This is a genomic window from Kutzneria sp. CA-103260 (genome assembly GCF_018263855.1).
Lineage (GTDB): Bacteria > Actinomycetota > Actinomycetes > Mycobacteriales > Pseudonocardiaceae > Kutzneria.
The window spans coordinates 9,184,234-9,202,070 of record NZ_CP073318.1 but is presented as its reverse complement, the minus strand read 5'-3'; the positions used below and the strand labels follow the sequence as shown (position 1 = coordinate 9,202,070).

Sequence of the window (17,837 nt, the reverse complement as noted above, 5' to 3'; positions counted from 1 at the left end):
GCGTCAGCCGCGGACGCGCTCGCTCACATGTTGATCAGTCACTGTGATTACCCGCCACCACGAGCGTCGATCCAGCATCCCGCTTCGAAGTGATCGAGCTCGCGCCGGTTCAGTTACGCGGCGCTCAGAATCCACATCCAACCAGGAGGACCCCATGAAGGAACTCATCCAGCTGGCGTCCGCCGTCGACCAGGTCCTGGACCTCGACCCCGCGGCACAGGGCAGCCAGACCCCGACGGCAGTCCTGAAGTTCCTGGTCGCACAAGCGAATCGACTACAAGCGGCCATAGTCATCAACACATCTGCGGCTCGGGCGTCCGGCGACGTCGCAGAGTTCCTCACCCGCGAGTGCCATTACTCCGGTCGCGAAGCCGCCAGACTAGTCGCGGTGGCGGAGCGACTCACGACGACGCTCCCCAACACGCTCGCCGCGCTGGCCAGCGGGCATATCACGTGGGCACACGCCACAACCCTCGCCCGCGCGGAGAAGGCGCTGGGCCAGACGCACGTGTCCGACCACGAGCAGGTCTGGATCAGCAACGTCGCCAACCAAGCCGGGCCGGAGCGGCTTCAGCGCATGGTTCGCGCACTCGCCGACGAGCGGGGCATCGGACGCGAGGGCACTGCCAAGGTCACGGAACAACCCTGCGGACCGGATCAGTCGTCGGCGCCGCAACCTGCCGCTGCGGCAACAAAGCCCTCTACTTCGAATCACGAACCGGGTCAAGAGCCTGTGGATGGCTCGGGTTCTCAGGACACGGCACCAAGCCAGGCAGTTCGACTCCGCAGTGTCGTCGATGACGACGCGGATCCCCGACAGTCACAGCCGGAGAGCTCGACCCCCGCTCCCCCGACGAGCGTCACGCCGCCAGACATGACAGATACTCATGCGACTACCGGCCGTTGCGTTCAACCCGGTTGCACCAACGACGCAGAGCACCATCAGCTCGCCTGCACGATCAGGCTGCTGCCAGCAGTCGATGCGATCGTGACGGTGGGCATGCTTCTCTGCGACACCCACTTGGCGAGCGTCGAACCCCGAGTTGTCGCCACCCAGCTCGACCTGGTGCTCAACAAGCCGGCCGGCATCGCGGCCTGACGTCGAAGGCAAGGGGGACGACGGCAAGGAGGAGGATGACCGACCGTCGGGCAGCGCCCCGACGCCTTGGATCCCGACGACCGGTCTGGTCGATGAACGTCGCAGATGTCGTCAGCGACGTACTGGCGGCACTCCATCCTCGCCGGGCGCGAGCCCGAGCATGTCGAGCAGCTGCCGACAGTCGTCGACGTCAAGGGCGCCGCGGGCCACCGCGAGGCGGGCCCGGTGCACTTGCTCGGCCGAGATCTTCGACGGCTCGTCGCTGCGTTGGACCGGCACGTTCGTCGAGCCACGCGGCATCGAGTCGTCGTGCTGCCAGAGGAACTTTCGGACTTCAAGGGACCCGCTCATGGTGCCTCCCCGACTCAGCTCTCGGCGGCGAGGCTAAGCGAGGCGCGGCGCGGGTTGCAGCCCCCCGGAGAGTGATTCCCTTCAGACGGAGAGTAACCGTGAGTTATGCACCAGATCGCGCACTGATCAACATCGAGGAGGCCGACACCGGTCAAGCTCCCTGCTCGTGAGCGATATCGGATCTCATACGACTACCCAGTAGGGGTAATTGATCTTGGCCTTGGGGGCGACACGCCGAGCGGCACTCTGCCCAAGCCCGTCGAGGGGAGCGCACCAACCGGGCGCACGGTCGTACCGTCGAGCTTCACACCGGCGTCGATCGACCGAAGGACTCGACCGCGATGGATCTAGCCGCCCTCGCGCCCATCCGGCTGGACAGCGGACCTGAGACCGCCGCGGCCACCGGCGACAGGGATCCGACACAGGACCCAGGCCGACGCCCGGGTTGGCTTGATCAAACGCCGGGGTGGGCTTGATCAAAACCTGGGCCGCTGTCACGTTCGCGCAGCCGCGCCATAGCAAGCGGCGAAATGCCACAGGCATCTGCCTCCAGCCGCCTGGGCACGCCAGGTCGAGCATGCTGCCAGTTCTCAAGGAACGACGACGACCGGAACCGAACATCCGATCGGGAAGGCGATCACACACGGGGTTAACAAGCCGATGCCCACTTTGCTCAGACTGAGGCCTTCCATAGTTCGGAAGGCTTGACATATCCAGGGGCATGACATGTACGGAGTGCTACGGGCCACCCGCGCACGTGCGACGATCTTTGGAGCCGACCACCACCGAAGGTCCAGCGGAGGCGACGGGACGACATGGTCCACTCAACTGGGACACCACTCCACGATTGTCTGCGGTTACAACTTCGAGGATCCGGACACGGTGCCCATTGGACGCGACCAAGCCACCCCGTTCAGTGATCGATGGAACCACCAACGTACAAGGCCACAGCGTTCGAGGAGCGCTTCAGTCCCGCCAGTGTGACCGGACTGCGGGATAACTACCGCCTACATCACATCCGGACTCCACGGACGCGACTTCCACTCAAGCACAGCCCGAACGATGGCGACGCGCCCGATCGTGCACATCTCCGCAGACCAGGAGGCACCTTCGGTCGCTCACCGAAGTGTTGGGCCGACGTCGGAGCCGTGAACCAAACCTTCTCTTACAGCCGAGAACCGGGCACCTCACGCGACCTTGACAAGAGCGAGGGCAACCAAACCTTGACCTCCGCTCGACGCATTGCCGGTTTGGCCGCAGCCGAGCAACTCGGACACCGCCGTCTGGCGCATCGACCAGCCGAGAAGGTGCCGTTCGATTGCACGGGCACAGAGGACGGTCACCACTCGGTCTCCAACTCACCACGTATACGACGCCTCTGCAAAAAGTCCACGTGCCGCGACGGCAAATCTCGTCACTCATAGTCGCGACACTGATCGAAAGCGACGAAGAGTAACGAGTCACCAACCCGGTCACACTCCGTGCACTTCATAGCCGGCTGCGATCTTCGCCGTTTCCGACCGCCCTAGCGGTTGAACGCTGTCGAACGCAAGCGCTGACCGGAGCAGCCCCACTCAGCCGTGCCGAGCAGTGATCACCTGCACCGGTCTCCACTACCTGGTTTTCAAGCACGAAATTCCGACATGAATCCGGCCCGAAACCCTCGCACGCGGCAACGACCCATGCCACAATCGCATTGCTGACATACCCCCGGTCAGCGCCTGTGGAGATCCCCTCCGGCCCCCGCGTTCCTCCCCCTGGCGCGGGGGCCTCTCTCTGTCGACGCCGTGTGGCGGCGGACACACCCGACACCCTCCCGCAACCGAACCGTTATCCTCTTCCGGTGCCTCTTCCCTCGCTTGGACGGAAAAAAGACGGTAGACACCGCGAACCGGCCCGTGAGCAGCAGGAAGCCGCTCCGGACCACGAGCTGGAGAACTACCTGGCGGCGCTCGCCCCGGAGGGCGACGTCGAGACCACCGGGTCCGGCCGCCGCTTCGGCAACGCGCAGGTCTACCAGCTGCGGCTGTCGCTGACCGCGAACGAGCAGCTCCGCGAACTCGCGGCTCTGCACCAGACCTCCCCGCTGGCCCTGGCCCAGGAGTGGATCACCCAGCGCCTGGCCTGGGAGGCCCAGAACCAGGAGCACGGGCGCTACTGACCCGTCTCACACAGTCGAACGTGACCTCTTCCCCGGTAACGCATCTCCCGGCGGACACCACTCGCATACGATCAAGACGTGCCGACGCTCCAACTCCGTAGGAACGACCGGCGTCGTCATCTGGTCGTGTGCGGTGACTCTCCGCTCGCGTTCCGGCTGGTCGACGAGCTGATCAATCGGTACGACGAGGACGTCACCGTCATCCTGCGGTCGAAGCAGGAGAACTACGGACCGCGGATCGCCCAGCTCACTCGGGTCAAGGTCATCGAGGCCACGGCGCCCGACAACAACGCGTTCCAGCAAGCGAAGCTGGGAACGGCTCGGGCGCTGGCCCTACTGGGTTCCGATGACGCCGGCAACATCCACGCCGCGTTGCTGGCTCAGGACATCAACCCCGACCTGCGGCTCGTGCTGCGCCTGTTCAACACGAGCCTGGGCCACCGGGTCCGCACGCTCTTCACCGACTGTGCGGTGCTCTCTGACGCCGCGATGGCGGCCCCATCGTTCGTCGCGGCGTCCCTCGGCCGCGAGGGCCCGACCCACATCCGGGTGTCCGGCCGCACCTTATATGTGGTGCGTCGCGACGAGGTCGAGGCGCAGCGGATCATCTGTGGCCTGGCCGACACCAGCGACCAGGCCCATCCGGATCTGCTGCCGGTCGACGAGCACTCGACCGACCTGGTGCTGGCCTTCGCCAACGGCTCCGACGTCGAGAAAGCCGTGACTCCCCGGCGCCGCAAGTGGCTCACCGCGCTGCGCCGCAACCTCGGCTCGGTGTTCAACCGGCGCGTCGGGGTCGCCGCCCTGTCGCTGTTCGTACTCCTGGCCATCGGCACCACGATGTTCGCCACGTTCGGCGGTTACACCTGGTGGAACGCCATCTACGAGACCGCGCTGGACGTGGCCGGCGCGGCCCAGCCACTGGACAGCCTGCCGGTGATCAACAAGATCACCCAGGTGATGGTGACGATCGTCGGCATCTCGATCATCCCGATCATCACGGCGGTCGCGCTGGACGCGGTGGTCAGCGCCCGACTTGCCGCCGCGGCCGGACCGAAGGGGCCGTTCCACGACCACGTCGTGGTCATCGGGCTGGGCCAGGTCGGCGTGCGGGTCATCGCCCAGCTGCACGACCTGGGCGTGCCGGTGGTCGGCATCGACCGCAACGAGAGCGCTCGCGGCGTTCCGCTGGCCAAGCGGCTGGGCATCCCGGTGGTCATCGGCGACGCCAGCCGGGACGACACGCTGCGGGCGGCCTACATCGGCACCAGCCGGGCCCTGGTCACGCTGAGTTCGCACGACGTGGTGAACCTAGAGGCGGCGCTGACCGCGCGCGCCATCCGCCACGACCTGACTGTGGTCCTCCGACTGTTCGACAACGACTTCGCCCGACTCGTGGAGCGCCGCTTCAACATCAACGTGTCCAGGAGCGTGTCCTCCCTGGCCGCGCCGGCCTTCGCCGCCGCCATGGTGGAGCGGCAGGTCATCGGCACGATCCCGGTCGGCCGGCGGGTGCTGCTGATCGCCGAGGTGCCGGTGGGCGACGGGACCGGGCTCAACGGCATGACCGTGCGCCAGGTCGAGCAGCGGTGCGAGGTTCGGGTGATCGGCCTGCAACGCCGCACCGAACAGCGCCTGGACTGGCAGTCGGCGGCCGATCACCAGCTCGTGCCGCGGGACCGTCTGATGGTGGTCGCCACCAGGAGCGGTCTCGGGCAGATCCTCGCCAGCAGCATCTAGGCCGACGTCGGACGGCCGCACACCTCGGCATCTTGATCAGATTGAGAACGTTCTTGTCGGTCGCCGGCGGTACCGTTCAAGAACTCAGTCGTCAACACCTCTCATATTTGTGACGTGAATCACGTTTAATGAGGTCAACGTTGGCCGGAGCTGCGACGTCGATTGAGTGCAGGAAGTGATGAGGGGTTTCGGGGGAAGGGGTTGTCGTGCGGCGATCGGTCGGAGGTACGCGGTGGGCCATGACAGTGGGCGTGGTCGCCACCGCGCTGGGTTTAGCGGCGTGTAGTTCCACCGGCGCGCAGGGCCCCCAACCGACCCAGACCGAACAGAAGGTCTCGCCGGCGGCGGTCTCCAAGCCGGCCAAGGTCACGCAGATCCCCGGCGACACGGCGCAGAATGTCTCGCCGGCCGACCCCGTGCAGGTCACGGTCGCCGATGGCGCCCTCACCGACGTTCACCTGGTGAACGACCAGGGTCGGGAGGTTACCGGCCTGGTGTCGCCCGACAAGCACAACTGGACCGCGACCGAGTCGCTCGGCTACGGCCGCAGCTACACCTGGTCCGGCTCGGCACTCGGCGCCGACGGCAAGCAGGTGCCGCTGGGCGGCACGTTCCACACGCTCAGCCCGGCCCGGCAGATCAGCGCGCAGATCAACATCGCCGACAACGACACCGTGGGCGTGGCCGAGCCGATCGTCCTGACCTTCAGCGCGCCGGTTCAGGACAAGGCCTCGGTGGAGCGGGCGCTGACCGTGCAGAGCACGAACCCCGCCCCCGGCTCGTGGGCCTGGCTGGACGACAAGACCCTGCACTACCGCACAAAGGACTACTGGCCGGCCAACACCAAGGTCACGCTGATGGCCAAGCTGTACGGCACGTCGTTCGGCAACGGGGCGTACGGCGCGGAGGACATGTCGCTGAACTTCACGGTCGGCCGCAACCTGGTGATGCGCGGCAACACGCAGAACCACCACCTGCAGGTCTTCCAGGACGGCAACATGATCGCCGACTACCCGGCGAGCTTCGGCCTGGACTCCGACCCGGGCCGGGTGACCAACAGCGGCACGCACATCGTGATGTCCAAGAGCGCGACCTACTCGATGAGCAACCCGAAGTACCACTACGAGAACGTCGTGGTGCCGTGGGCGGTGCGGATCTCCAACAACGGCGAGTTCATCCACGGTTACGCCCCCAGCATCTGGGCGCAGGGCAACACCAACGTCTCGCACGGCTGCGTGAACCTCGCGCCGGCCAACGCGCAGATCGTCTACAACGAGGTGCTGCCGGGCGACCCGGTGGAGATCACCGGCTCCACCCAGCAACTCGGTCCCAAGGACGGCGACTACTACGACTGGGCCGTCGGCTGGGACCAGTGGGTGGCCAAGTCCGCGCTGCACGGCTGACGCGCCGGACCATCGTCGTCGCGCGGAGCTGACGCACAACTTCATTGCTGACGCAGTTCTCGTCGCCCCTGGACCACGGCCAGCGCCGAAGTCCAGGGGCGACGTCGTCGGTGGTGTATGTCACGCGGCGGGTTCGGGCAGTTCAGTTGCGCTTACCGCAGGTCGTTACGTCAACTTCGCTGTGTCGCGGGATGGCTCTGGGTACCGTCCTGTCTGCCGATAAGAGAGGCGAGGATGACCGACTCGGAGCAGATGGCGGAGCTGCTGGCGCGCAACGCGGCGATGCTGGACTCGATGAGCCAGTTGCTGGCCAGCGCGCAGGAGCAGTTGGCCCACGTGCAGCAGCTCAACCGTGATCTGCGTACGCGCACGTGCATGGCGCAGTCGCCGGACCAGATGGTGACGGTTGTCGTCGACGGTGTTGGCGGACTGCGCCAGCTTTCGTTCGACCGTGACGCGTTCGAGCACCACACGCCGGCGAGTCTCGCCGACGCGGTCGGTCAGGCCGTTCGTGACGCGATACAGCAATCGAGCAATGCGTCAGCTTTGCTCGAAGGTGACGACGCTGCTCCGACGCACGCGGAGTCGCCCTCCGCTCGGCATGGGGCCGGTCCACCGCCGATCCTCGAGTCGAACACCGCCGAGGAGCCCCTGTTCACCACGCAGCCCGAAGTCGTCGAGCGGCCAGCCGCCGACGAGGAGCCGCTCGAAGCCGAACAATTGGTGCCGGTAGCCGCCGTAGAGCCGATCTTCGATTCGGACCCGATTCCGGTGCAGGTGCCGATGCCGGAACCAGCGCCGATGCCGGTGTCAGCGCCGGTCATGATTCAGGACCCGGCCCCGCCCGCGGCGGATCAGTCCGCCAGCGGCAGCCAGATCGAGCACGTCATGACTGCCCTGAGCAAGCTCCAGTCCTACACCGGGATCGTGACCCGGGTGCTGGGCGTCCGCGACCCGGAGCGGGCAGCGGCCATCGCGGCCGAATACCAACTGGGCGACACGATCATCGAACGGACCTTCCTGAGCACCTCGGCCAACCCGGCCTACACCGGTGACGGCCTGGTCCGGTACACCATCGACGCCCGCCACGACGGCAAGCTCATCGGGGCGATCTCCGAGGACGGCGAACAGTTCGGCGAGGTGGTGTTCGGACCGGGCTCCGCCTTCCGGGTCACCGGCAAGCGGTACTACCCGAGCATCAGGGGCTGGGACATCGCGCTGGAGGAGCTGGGCTGACATGGCGATGAGCGAGTGGGAATGGGCACCCGGCACCAGCCAGGAGCACGTCGACCGGATCACCCGGTTCCACATGGACAGCCTGGCCGTGCCGGTCGAGCAGCGGATCCGCCCGTCGGATCCGGGCCGGCACGACTTCCCGATCGGGTTGGACGAGAACGGCCGCAAGTTCCCGGTGCCGCCGACCTGGGCCGATCGTGTGCTCGGCTGCGTGCTCGCCGGCGCCGTCGGCGACGCGCTGGGGGCGTCGATCGAGTTCCTGCCGATCGACATGATCCGACGTCAGCATGGTGAGCAGGGCGTGACGGGTTTCGGGCCGGCTGGCCCGGACGGCACGATCACCGACGACACCCAGATGACGTTGTTCACCCTCGAAGGCCTGATCCGTGCTCATGTGCGTGACCGCATCTCGAACGCGGGCGATCCGGTGCCAGTCGTGCAGCACGCCTATCAACGCTGGCTGCACACGCAGGGTTTCGACTGGTCACAGGCCGGCGGTCCGTTCGCCGAGGGCCGGGCCCAGCCTGACGGCTGGCTGATGACCGAGCGTGGACTGTTCGCCCGCCGAGCGCCGGGCAACACGTGTGTGACGGCGCTGCGCGTGTTCGCCGCCGGCAATCCCGCGGGATCGATGGCGAACCCGGTGAACGACTCGAAGGGGTGCGGCGGCGTCATGCGAGCCGCACCGGTGGCGCTCTGGTCGACGGATGCCGAGGTGGTCTTCGCCCTCGGCGCCGCGACCGCCGCGCTCACGCACGGTCACCCGAGCGGCTACCTGTCGGCGGCGTCGCTGGCATACCTCGTGCACGGCCTGCTCACGGGAACGTCGCTGCCGGACTGCATCGCGGCGCTCACACCTGTGCTGACCAGGTGGCAAGGGCATGAGGAGCAGTTGGCACGGCTGACGACCGCGGTCCGGCTGGCGGACGAGGGGCTGGTCAGCGGCGAGCGGCTCGCCGACGAGCTGGGCGGCGGCTGGGTTGGCGAGGAGGCGCTCGCCATCGCGGTGTACGCGATGCTGGTCACCGACAGCCTGCCCGAGGCACTGCGGATCTCAGTGAATCACTCAGGCGACAGCGACTCGACCGGCTCGGTCTGCGGGAATCTCGCCGGGGCGCGCTACGGCGTGGCCGCGATCCCGGCCGACTGGCTGGAGCAGCTTGAACTGAGGCCAACGATCACCTCGCTGACCAGGGACGCGCTGGCCGAGTTCGGCCCGACGCCGCCCGTCGACGACGCGTGGCTGCAGCGCTACCCGGGGTGGTGAGCTAGTAGTTTCGGTCCGACCCGGCGCGACAGCTGCGCCGGGTCGGACTGACTCGATATCGGTCAACTGGACCTTTATCGGTCTCCGAGCACATGGCTGTGCTCAGCCGATCGCGTCGAGCAGCGCCTGGCGCTGCCGGTCACCGAGGCCGGCGGCACGGCGGTCGGCGTCGATGCCGGTCTCCTCGAGCAGCTTGGCGACCTTGACGGCGCCGAGCCCGGGCACGGCCTTCAGCAGCTGGGCGACCTTCGTCTTGCCGACGGTCTTGTCGTCCTTGGCGCGCTTGAGCACCTCACCGAAGGTCGTCTCACCGGACTTGATCGAAGCAAGCAGCGCGGTGCGGGCCTTGCGGGCCTCCGCAGCCTTCGCCAGCGCTTCCGCACGCTGCTCAGGGGTCAGTGTGGGCAGAGCCAACTTCATGGTCCTTTCTTGCGACGAGGGGTTGCTCGACCGCCATCATGCACGCTGACCACGACTTTCGTCAGCGTTCGCGCCTGTTGGCGCGTCGCGGCAACCCCGTGAGTGACGCTACGCCAGCCTTAGGAGTGACACCTGGCGAGCGAGAGAAGTTCATCCAGGTGAAGCCCCCCTCACGCGGAGTTCACGTGTCGCACGCCCACCAACTGGGAGCCAAACGCCGCCTGTTGACGCCTCCCGGACGACGTGAGCACCATGGTCACATGCCCTCTGTACTGCTGAAACGTCCTGGACGACAGCACCGGGGCGACATCGGGCCAGGTCAGCGACAGCGGGCCGGAACCGATCCAGTGCGTGGCCTCGCCGTGGCCGAGCTGTCCACAGCCCCACGTGGCGGGGCCACCCCATCTGGCGACCACGAGAGTGTTGTACGCCACCTGATCGACTTGACCCCTCTGACCTGGACGGACCAGTTCGCATGACCGATCGACCGTGGGGATTCCGGACCCGGGCGCTGCACGCCGGCGGCACCCCCGACCCGACGACCGGCGCTCGCGCGGTGCCGATCTACCAGACCACGAGCTTCGTGTTCGAGGACAGCGCGGACGCCGCGAGCCTGTTCGCGCTCCAGAAGTACGGGAACGTCTACAGCCGGATCGGCAATCCGACGGTCGCGGCGTTCGAGGAGCGCGTCGCCAGCCTCGAGGGCGGCATCGGCGCGGTCGCCACGGCCAGTGGCCAGGCCGCGGAGTTCCTCACGTTCACGGCACTGGCCGAGAACGGCGATCACATCGTCTCGGCGGCGAACCTCTACGGCGGCACCGTGACCCAGCTGGACGGCACGCTGCGGCGCTTCGGCGTGGACACGACGTTCGTGGCCGCGGACGACATCGACGCCTACGCGGCGGCGCTGACGCCTAGGACCAAGCTCATCTACACCGAGGTCATCGGCAACCCGAACGGCGACATCGCCGACCTCGAAGGCCTCGCCGACCTGGCCCGATCGGCCGGAATCCCGCTGGTCGTGGACGCCACGCTGGCCACCCCGTACCTGTGCCGACCGCTGGAGCACGGCGCCGACATCGTGCTGCACTCGGCCACCAAGTTCCTCGGCGGTCACGGCACCACGCTCGGGGGTGTCGTGGTCGAGTCCGGAAGGTTCGACTGGGGCAACGGCAAGTTCCCGCGGATGACGGAGACGGTGCCCAGCTACGGCGGCCTTCGGTATTGGGAGAACTTCGGCGAGTACGCGTTCTGCACCAGGTTGCGCGCCGAGCAGCTCCGCGACATTGGCGCAGTGCTCGCCCCGCACTCGGCGTTCCTGCTGCTCCAGGGAGTGGAGACGCTTCCGCATCGGATGGACGCGCACGTGCGCAATGCTCTGGAGATCGCGCGCTGGTTGGAGGCGGACGAGCGCGTCTCGTGGGTGAGCTACGCCGGGCTGGAATCGCACCGCCACCATGATCGCGCCGCCAAGTACCTGCCGAAGGGGCCGGGCGCGGTGTTCTCGTTCGGCGTCCGCGGTGGGCGGGCAGCCGGGCAGCGGTTCGTCGAGTCCGTCGAGCTGTGCAGCCACCTGGCCAACATCGGCGACGTCCGCACGCTGGTGATCCATCCGGCGTCCACGACGCACCAGCAGCTGTCGGACACCCAGCTGGCCGACGCCGGCGTGACGCCCGACTTGATCCGGTTGTCGGTGGGTCTGGAGGACGTCGAGGACGTGTTGTGGGACATCGATCAGGCTCTGGCGGAGGCGGTGAAGCAACGGTGACCTGGTCCAGCCCGTCGGCTCGGGAGCGCAGGGACATCCTGCGGGGCACCCGGTCGGTGGCCCTCGTCGGCGCGTCGAACAATCCGTCGCGGCCGAGCTACTTCGTCGCCACCTACCTGCTCGCCTCGACCGACTACGACGTCACCTTCGTCAATCCACGGCTCACCGAGTTGCTCGGCCGGCCGGTCTATCCGTCGCTGGCCGACCTGCCGTCGAAGCCGGACCTGGTCTCGGTGTTCCGCAAGCACGACGACCTGCCCGGGGTCGCCGACGAGGTGATCGCCGCCGGAGCACGCACGCTGTGGCTGCAGCTGGGGCTGTGGCACGAGGCCGTGGCCGAGCACGCCACCGACGCCGGCCTGAACGTGGTGATGAACCGCTGCGTGAAGATCGAGCACGCCCGCTTCGCCGGCGGCCTGCACCTGGCCGGATTCAACACGGGCGTGGTGTCCTCGCGCCGTCACGCCAATCTCTGAGGCAATTTTCAGCAAATCCACCATTAGCACGCACAGTAATCACCCATACAGAGCAATAACGCCCGTTCCGGGGATACGTAGCACGGCGGAACGGCCCCGATGGGTGCGCTACGCGGACCAAACGTCACCGAATCGCGGATCACCTCAAGGCGGGAGGCAACGTCAGGCCACCCACCACGTCTTATCCGTTGTGAGGCCGCCGCCTACTCTTCTGTGGGGCGAGGTCGGCCACGAATGGGTCTGGGCTGATCCGGGACACGGGCCGTGAGCGAAGAGGGTTACATGCTGGTCGGAGGAAGCGCGGGGCGTCGTCGACGCCTGGGGTCCGCGGGAGTCGTTGGACTCGCTGTGGCGGCACTGGCACTGAGCGCCTGTTCATCGGGCACCGAGGGGTCGGCCAGCGCCCCCACGACAACCAAACCGCCCGTGCCGGCGGCGCAGGTGACGATCTCCGCCGGCGACCAGGCCAGCCCGACGGCGCCGATCACCGTCAAGGCGACCGGCGGCAAGATCACCAACGTCGCCGTGACGAACACGGCCAAGGGCAACGCGGTCAAGGGCGACCTGTCCGCGGACGGGCTGACCTGGACCACCAGTGAGCCGCTGGGCTACGGTGCCAGCTACAGCGTGGTCGCGGACGTGACCAACGCCGACGGCAAGCAGACCGAGCAGAAGAGCACCTACACCACGCTCACCCCCAAGGATCAGGCGTACCCGTCGCTCATCCCGGCCCCGCCGGGCGCGGGTGCGACCTTCGGCATCGGCCAGATCATCGGCGTGTCGTTCGACAAGAACGTCACGGACAAGGCCGCCGCCGAGAAGGCGCTGGCCGTGACCACGAACCCGCCGCAGCAGGGCTCCTGGTACTGGATCGACGCCAAGACCGCGCACTACCGGGCCGCGTCGTACTGGCAGCCCGGCACCACCATCACGCTCAACGCCAACGTCTACGGCGTCAACCTCGGTGGCGATGTGTACGGCAAGGCAGACCGCACGGTCACGTACAAGATCCACGACTCCTGGGTCTCCAAGGCCGACGGCAACACCAAGCAGATGCAGATCCTGCACAACGGCGCCGTGGTGAACACCATGCCGATCAGCCTCGGCAAGGACACGACGCCCACCCACGACGGCCCGCACGTCATCTCGGACAAGCAGCAGCAGGTCGTGATGGACTCGGCGACCTACGGCGTCATGCCCGGCCAGCCCGGCTACTACAAGTCGACCGAGTACTGGGACGAGCGCATCTCCAACGACGGCGAGTTCGTGCACGAGAACCCGAACACCGTCAACCAGCAGGGCAACTCGAACGTCTCCCACGGCTGCATCAACCTGAGCCCGGAGAACGCGCAGTGGTTCTTCAACAACTTCAACCTCGGCGACGTGGTCGAGGTGGTCAACGCCGGCGGCGGCAAGCTGCCGCTGTGGGACACCTACGGTGACTGGGAGCTCAGCTGGGCCGACTGGCAGAAGGGCAGCGCGCTCAACGGCTGATCCCCCGCACCACGGCTTCACCAGTCCGCCACGAGGGCCGCGCTCCATCTGGGGTGCGGCCCTTGTGCTGTGTCGACACTTTGCTCGAACGCGCGCACCGATGAGGTGTGCGGACCCGCCGCTTTACATCCCGAGCCGTTGTGTAAAGCGACATCGGTGGCGGTCGGCGGCGGCAGTGCACCAGCTGCGTCCCTGCTCGACGGAAGCGCCACTGCGCGAGGGCCGCGCTTTGCCCGAAGGACGCAGCTCTGCTCAGAGGCCGGGCCGTGCTCGAAAGGCGGTGCTCTGCTCGACGGGGACGCTCTGCGCAAGGGCGGTGCCTCTGCTGGATGGCGGCGGCCTTGCGTGAGAGGTGACGCGGTGGCCGTAGGGCTTGTCGCTGCTCAGCAGCGGTTCGCTACACAGTCACGTGATCCTGCCCGATTTCGGGCAGGATCGTTGCCTTTGGGTCTCCGGGCGGGCAGCATCGCTGCTCGTGTCGGCCAGTAGTCACCCGTTCGGGGATCTCGTTTCGCACCTGATGCGCACCACAGCGCTCGGTCCGGGCGAGGCGGCGCGGGTGGTCGCCGACGTGCTCGCCTACTTCGACGAGTCGGCCGAGGCGGTCGTGCGCCGCCGGCATGCCGAACTCAAGTCGGCCGGGCTGACCAACGACCAGATCTTCGAGCGCATCGCCGCCGAACTGCCGCAGCGCCGCGTCGCTGCGCCAGAGCTGTCCCTTCGGCAGCTGCGACGCATCGTCTACGGGTGAGGGAACGACCATGTGCGGAATCGTTGGATATGTGGGGTCGCGTGACTGCGTCCCGATCCTGTTGGAGGGCCTGGCCAGGCTGGAGTACCGCGGCTACGACTCGGCCGGGGTCGCGGTGGTCGGCCGCGGCAAGCTCCGGGTCCGCAAGGTCAAGGGCCGGGTCGGCCAGCTCGCGCAGGATGTGCCGGCTCGCCTGGCCGGCCCGGTCGGGATCGGCCACACCCGGTGGGCGACGCACGGCGTGCCGAGCGAGCAGAACGCGCATCCGCACGTCGACAGCAGCGGACGCGTCGCGGTCGTGCACAACGGCGTCATCGAGAACGCCGAGGAGCTGCGGGCCAAGCTGAGCGCGGACGGGGTCGTCTTCAGCTCGGAGACGGACACCGAGGTGCTGGCCCACCTGATCGCCGCCGTCCAGGTCGACGACATCGAGGAAGCGGTGCGGCGGGTGCTGCCGGACATCGTCGGCACGTACGGCATCGCGGTCGTCGACACCCGCCAGCCGGACCGCATCATCGCGGCCCGCAACGGCAGCCCGGTGATCCTGGGGGTCGGGGACAAGGAGCTGTTCGTCGCCTCCGACGTGATGGCGCTGGTCCGCCACACCTCACAGGTCGTCCATCTCGAGGACGGCGAGGTTGCCGTGCTCACCGCCGACGGGTTCAGCACCCGGACCCTGGACGCGACCGTCACCACCAGGCCGCCGACGACCGTGGACGTCGAGGACGCCGACTATCAGGCCGAGGGCTACGGCCACTTCATGCGCAAGGAGATCCACGACCAGCCGACCGCGGTCGAGCGGACCCTGCGCGGCCGGCTGGACGATCGCTTCGGCACCGCTCACCTGGGTGGCCTCAACCTGACGCCACGCGAGTCGCGGGAGTTCAAGCGGGTCAAGATCCTCGGCTGCGGCTCGGCGCACTACGCGGGCCAGATCGGGGCGCAGCTGATCGAGGAACTCGCCCGCGTGCCGGCGGACTCCGAACCAGCCTCGGAGTTCCGGTACCGGAACCCGTTGATCGACCCGGACACGCTTTATGTGGCGGTGAGCCAGTCCGGCGAAACCTACGACACGCTCGCGACGGTGCAGGAGATCCAGCGCAAGGGCGGCCGGGTGCTCGGGGTGGTGAACGCGGTCGGCAGTTCGATCGCGCGCCAGTGCGACGGCGGCATCTACCTGCACGCCGGCCCGGAGATCTCGGTGACGTCGACGAAGGCGTTCACCGTGACCACGGTCGACTTCGCCTTGCTGGCGTTGCATCTGGCTCGAGTGCGTGACCTGTCGCCGGCTGACGGTCAGCGGCTGGTCCGCGGCCTGCGCGCGCTGCCGGCCCAGATCGGCGAGATCCTCCAGCTGGAGGATCAGATCGCCGGGTTGGCGCAGCAGTACGGCACGTGCCCGAACGTGATGTTCATCGGGCGGGTACGGGGCTGGCCGGTCGCCCGCGAGGGCGCCCTGAAACTGAAGGAGGTCTCCTACGTGCACGCGGAGGCCTACCCGGCTTCGGAGCTCAAGCACGGTCCGCTGGCCTTGATCAGCCCGGAGACGCCGACCGTCGCGATCGTTCCCGACGACGAGCTGTACGACAAGAACCTGACCACGCTGGGCGAGATCAAGGCCCGCGGCGGCCGGATTCTCGCGTTGGCGCACCGTGAGCTGCCGCCAGGACTGGCCGACCACACGATCGTGGTGCCGAAGGCCGAGGCGGAGCTGGACCCGATCTTGCTGGGCATCCCCTTGCAGATGCTGGCCTACCATGCCGCGGTGCTGCTCGGGCACGATGTCGATCACCCCAGGAACCTGGCCAAGAGCGTGACTGTGGAGTGACCTCCGGGCGTTGCCAGGATCGGTCGCTAACCTCATGCACGTGGGGAGCTCAGACCGGACGAGGCGTGCTGCCAGGCAGCAGGCACGCGCCCGACACACGCAGCGGACCGCCGATGGCGTCGACGCAAGGTCGCTCGACGCCAACGGCGTCGCGGCGCGGTTGTGGGCGACGGCCAACGACTACTCGTACGGCCAGCGGCAGACCGCCGCGGCGGACGCCGCGTTCCTCGCCGACGCCGATGACCGCCAACTCGGTCTCGCCGTGGCCGGTGTGTTCGAGCGGGCACTGAACTTCCTGTGGCCGAACGGATGGCTGCCCTACGACCTGGTCCAGGCGACCAGCCGGGAGTGCGACGGGTTCGCGACGAGCCTCGTCGTCGATGTGATCGCCGCGGACATGGCCCGGCACGCTGAGGCCACTCTCCACGAACGTTGGCGTGACCAACTCCGCCAGATCGAGGCGCGGCAGTGGTGGCGCCACGACCGGCAGCACTTCGAGCAGTGGCTGGCCAAACACATCCTGACCAAGGAGGAGGGGCTGGAGGCGGTCATCGCCGCGCTGGCGACGTTGATGGCGCTGCCCAAGCTGCCGCTGATCCTGCCCCTTCCGGGGAAGTCGACGTCGGCCGACACCGGGCCGGTCACGGGCGTCGACCAGAAGGTGCTGGCCAAGGTGCGAGGATTGCTCGCAAAAGCGGAGTCGACGGAATTCCCCGAGGAAGCGGAGGCGTTGTCCGCCAAGGCGCAGGAGCTGATGAGCCGGCACGCCTTCGAGCGGGCGCTGCTCGACGCCGACGAGCACGTGCCGCAGACGGCGAGTTCTCGGCGGGTCTGGCTGGACACGCCGTATGTCGGGGCGAAGGCACAGTTGGTGGCGGCGGTCGCCGCCGCGAACAGGTCACGCGGCGTGGTCTACGAGAAGATCGGCTTCATCGCGCTCATCGGGGCGGATCTCGACCTGGAGATCACCGAGCTGCTGTCGACGTCGCTGTTGTTGCAGGCGACGAGGGCGATGGTCGCGGCCGGGGCGTCACGGACCAACGGCATCGAGGCCCGGAGCCGGACCTATCGGCAGTCGTTCCTGCTCGCGTACGCCACGAGGATCGGCCAGCGGCTCCACGCCGCCGCCGAGGAGAGCGACGACCTGACGGCCGACGACCGGCTGCTTCCGGTGCTCGCCGACCGGGAGAAGGCGGTGACGCAACTGTTCGAGGAGCTCTACCCGGCCACGGTGAAGAAGTCGTACACGGTGGGCAGCGCCGCGGGCTGGGACGCCGGCACCGCGGCCGCGGATCTCGCCGACATCGGGCTCGATCGGCAAAAACTGACGCCCACTCGCTAATTCTGGCCAACGGCTCGACTGCAACGACTACCGTACGGGACCGTGACCGACATCGAGGACCTGACGGCCCGGATTCGCGCCTTCGCCGACGCACGGTCCTGGGAGCCGTTCCACACGCCGAAGAACCTCGCGATGGCCCTGGCCGGCGAGGCCGGCGAGCTGCTGGCCGAGCTCCAGTGGCTGAACGACGAGCAGATCAGCGCGGGAATGTCCGGATCGGACCTGCGGGAGCGGGTCCGGATGGAAGTCGCCGACGTGTTCATGTACCTGGTCCGTTTCGCCGATGTGACTGGCATCGATCTGGCGCAAGCGACGTTGGACAAGTTGGCCCGCAACGAATTGCGGTACCCGGTCGAGAAGTCACGGGGAAACGCGAGCAAGTACGACGAGCTTTAACTTGATGACCAGCCAATTCATCTGAACTATACGGTTGGGCAACGGTGACGACATCCCCGAAGGCTGTTGCCGGCCACCTCGATCGGTCGCGACCCGATCAGCCCA

The 17,837-nt window shown here is 67.6% G+C and carries 16 protein-coding genes; 13 read left to right on the top strand and 3 right to left on the bottom strand.

From position 1 onward, the window contains the following. Positions 1-154 precede the first annotated feature (154 nt). Entirely contained in the window at positions 155-1,099 is a 945-nt protein-coding gene (locus tag JJ691_RS40795) for a DUF222 domain-containing protein (RefSeq protein ID WP_211764815.1), read from the top strand. A gap of 111 nt (positions 1,100-1,210) precedes the next feature. Here the strand turns inward: JJ691_RS40795 and JJ691_RS40790 are convergent, their stop codons facing one another. Then, positions 1,211-1,450 carry a hypothetical protein gene (locus JJ691_RS40790; protein ID WP_211764814.1) on the bottom strand — a complete coding sequence of 80 codons (240 nt, stop codon included), beginning with the start codon at positions 1,448-1,450 and terminating at the stop codon, positions 1,211-1,213. 1,843 nt (positions 1,451-3,293) lie between these two features. On the opposite strand from JJ691_RS40790, the gene JJ691_RS40785 reads away from it, so the two are divergent. From JJ691_RS40785 to JJ691_RS40765, 5 genes are all read left to right on the top strand, one after another. Beyond that, positions 3,294-3,611, top strand: a complete 318-nt coding sequence (locus JJ691_RS40785; RefSeq protein WP_211764813.1) for a hypothetical protein — start codon at positions 3,294-3,296, stop codon at positions 3,609-3,611. 78 nt (positions 3,612-3,689) lie between these two features. After that, positions 3,690-5,351 carry an NAD-binding protein gene (locus JJ691_RS40780; protein WP_211764812.1) on the top strand — a complete coding sequence of 554 codons (1,662 nt, stop codon included), beginning with the start codon at positions 3,690-3,692 and terminating at the stop codon, positions 5,349-5,351. 239 nt (positions 5,352-5,590) lie between these two features. Continuing rightward, positions 5,591-6,754, top strand: coding sequence for a L,D-transpeptidase (locus tag JJ691_RS40775; RefSeq protein ID WP_211764811.1), 1,164 nt, complete (start codon positions 5,591-5,593; stop codon positions 6,752-6,754). Between the two features lie 234 nt (positions 6,755-6,988). Then, on the top strand, positions 6,989-7,990 hold the full coding sequence (locus JJ691_RS40770) for a YbaB/EbfC family nucleoid-associated protein (RefSeq protein ID WP_211764810.1): 1,002 nt from the start codon (positions 6,989-6,991) through the stop codon (positions 7,988-7,990). A gap of 1 nt (position 7,991) precedes the next feature. After that, positions 7,992-9,257 (top strand): ADP-ribosylglycohydrolase family protein, encoded by a 1,266-nt coding sequence (locus tag JJ691_RS40765; protein ID WP_211764809.1) that lies wholly within the window; start codon positions 7,992-7,994, stop codon positions 9,255-9,257. A gap of 102 nt (positions 9,258-9,359) precedes the next feature. Here JJ691_RS40765 and mihF read toward each other — a convergent pair whose 3' ends face one another. Together mihF and JJ691_RS40755 are read right to left on the bottom strand one after the other, a co-directional pair. After that, positions 9,360-9,671 (bottom strand): integration host factor, actinobacterial type, encoded by a 312-nt coding sequence (gene mihF, locus JJ691_RS40760; protein ID WP_184868828.1) that lies wholly within the window; start codon positions 9,669-9,671, stop codon positions 9,360-9,362. Between the two features lie 176 nt (positions 9,672-9,847). Beyond that, positions 9,848-10,111: a hypothetical protein gene (locus JJ691_RS40755; protein ID WP_211764808.1), complete on the bottom strand. Its 264-nt coding sequence runs from the start codon at positions 10,109-10,111 to the stop codon at positions 9,848-9,850. A gap of 41 nt (positions 10,112-10,152) precedes the next feature. Between JJ691_RS40755 and JJ691_RS40750 the strand changes: the two genes are divergently transcribed. From JJ691_RS40750 to JJ691_RS40720, 7 genes are all read left to right on the top strand, one after another. Beyond that, positions 10,153-11,445 carry an O-acetylhomoserine aminocarboxypropyltransferase/cysteine synthase family protein gene (locus JJ691_RS40750; protein ID WP_211764807.1) on the top strand — a complete coding sequence of 431 codons (1,293 nt, stop codon included), beginning with the start codon at positions 10,153-10,155 and terminating at the stop codon, positions 11,443-11,445. Then, positions 11,442-11,921, top strand: a complete 480-nt coding sequence (locus JJ691_RS40745; RefSeq protein WP_211764806.1) for a CoA-binding protein — start codon at positions 11,442-11,444, stop codon at positions 11,919-11,921. Before JJ691_RS40750 ends, JJ691_RS40745 begins: the two co-directional genes overlap by 4 nt. A 348-nt stretch (positions 11,922-12,269) precedes the next feature. After that, entirely contained in the window at positions 12,270-13,415 is a 1,146-nt protein-coding gene (locus tag JJ691_RS40740) for a L,D-transpeptidase (RefSeq protein WP_249227336.1), read from the top strand. Positions 13,416-13,890: 475 nt separating this feature from the next. Beyond that, the gene (locus JJ691_RS40735; protein WP_442912511.1) at positions 13,891-14,166 is read left to right on the top strand and encodes a hypothetical protein; all 276 of its coding nucleotides are present in this window, start codon (positions 13,891-13,893) and stop codon (positions 14,164-14,166) included. 10 nt (positions 14,167-14,176) lie between these two features. Next, positions 14,177-15,994, top strand: coding sequence for a glutamine--fructose-6-phosphate transaminase (isomerizing) (glmS, locus tag JJ691_RS40730; RefSeq protein ID WP_211764804.1), 1,818 nt, complete (start codon positions 14,177-14,179; stop codon positions 15,992-15,994). A 40-nt stretch (positions 15,995-16,034) separates the two neighbouring features. Beyond that, positions 16,035-17,336 (top strand): DUF2786 domain-containing protein, encoded by a 1,302-nt coding sequence (locus tag JJ691_RS52695; protein ID WP_249227335.1) that lies wholly within the window; start codon positions 16,035-16,037, stop codon positions 17,334-17,336. Positions 17,337-17,378: 42 nt separating this feature from the next. Continuing rightward, complete coding sequence (locus JJ691_RS40720) at positions 17,379-17,732, top strand: nucleotide pyrophosphohydrolase (protein WP_249227334.1); 354 nt, start codon at positions 17,379-17,381, stop codon at positions 17,730-17,732. Positions 17,733-17,837: the final 105 nt, after the last annotated feature.

Bases quoted from the DNA above. Each gene is read 5' to 3' on its own strand.
- JJ691_RS40790 (WP_211764814.1), bottom strand. From the start codon at position 1,450: ATGAGCGGGTCCCTTGAAGTCCGAAAGTTCCTCTGGCAGCACGACGAC.
- JJ691_RS40775 (WP_211764811.1), top strand. From the start codon at position 5,591: ATGACAGTGGGCGTGGTCGCCACCGCGCTGGGTTTAGCGGCGTGTAGT.
- JJ691_RS40795 (WP_211764815.1), top strand. From the start codon at position 155: ATGAAGGAACTCATCCAGCTGGCGTCCGCCGTCGACCAGGTCCTGGAC.
- JJ691_RS40765 (WP_211764809.1), top strand. From the start codon at position 7,992: ATGGCGATGAGCGAGTGGGAATGGGCACCCGGCACCAGCCAGGAGCAC.
- JJ691_RS40750 (WP_211764807.1), top strand. From the start codon at position 10,153: ATGACCGATCGACCGTGGGGATTCCGGACCCGGGCGCTGCACGCCGGC.
- JJ691_RS40770 (WP_211764810.1), top strand. From the start codon at position 6,989: ATGACCGACTCGGAGCAGATGGCGGAGCTGCTGGCGCGCAACGCGGCG.
- glmS (WP_211764804.1), top strand. From the start codon at position 14,177: ATGTGCGGAATCGTTGGATATGTGGGGTCGCGTGACTGCGTCCCGATC.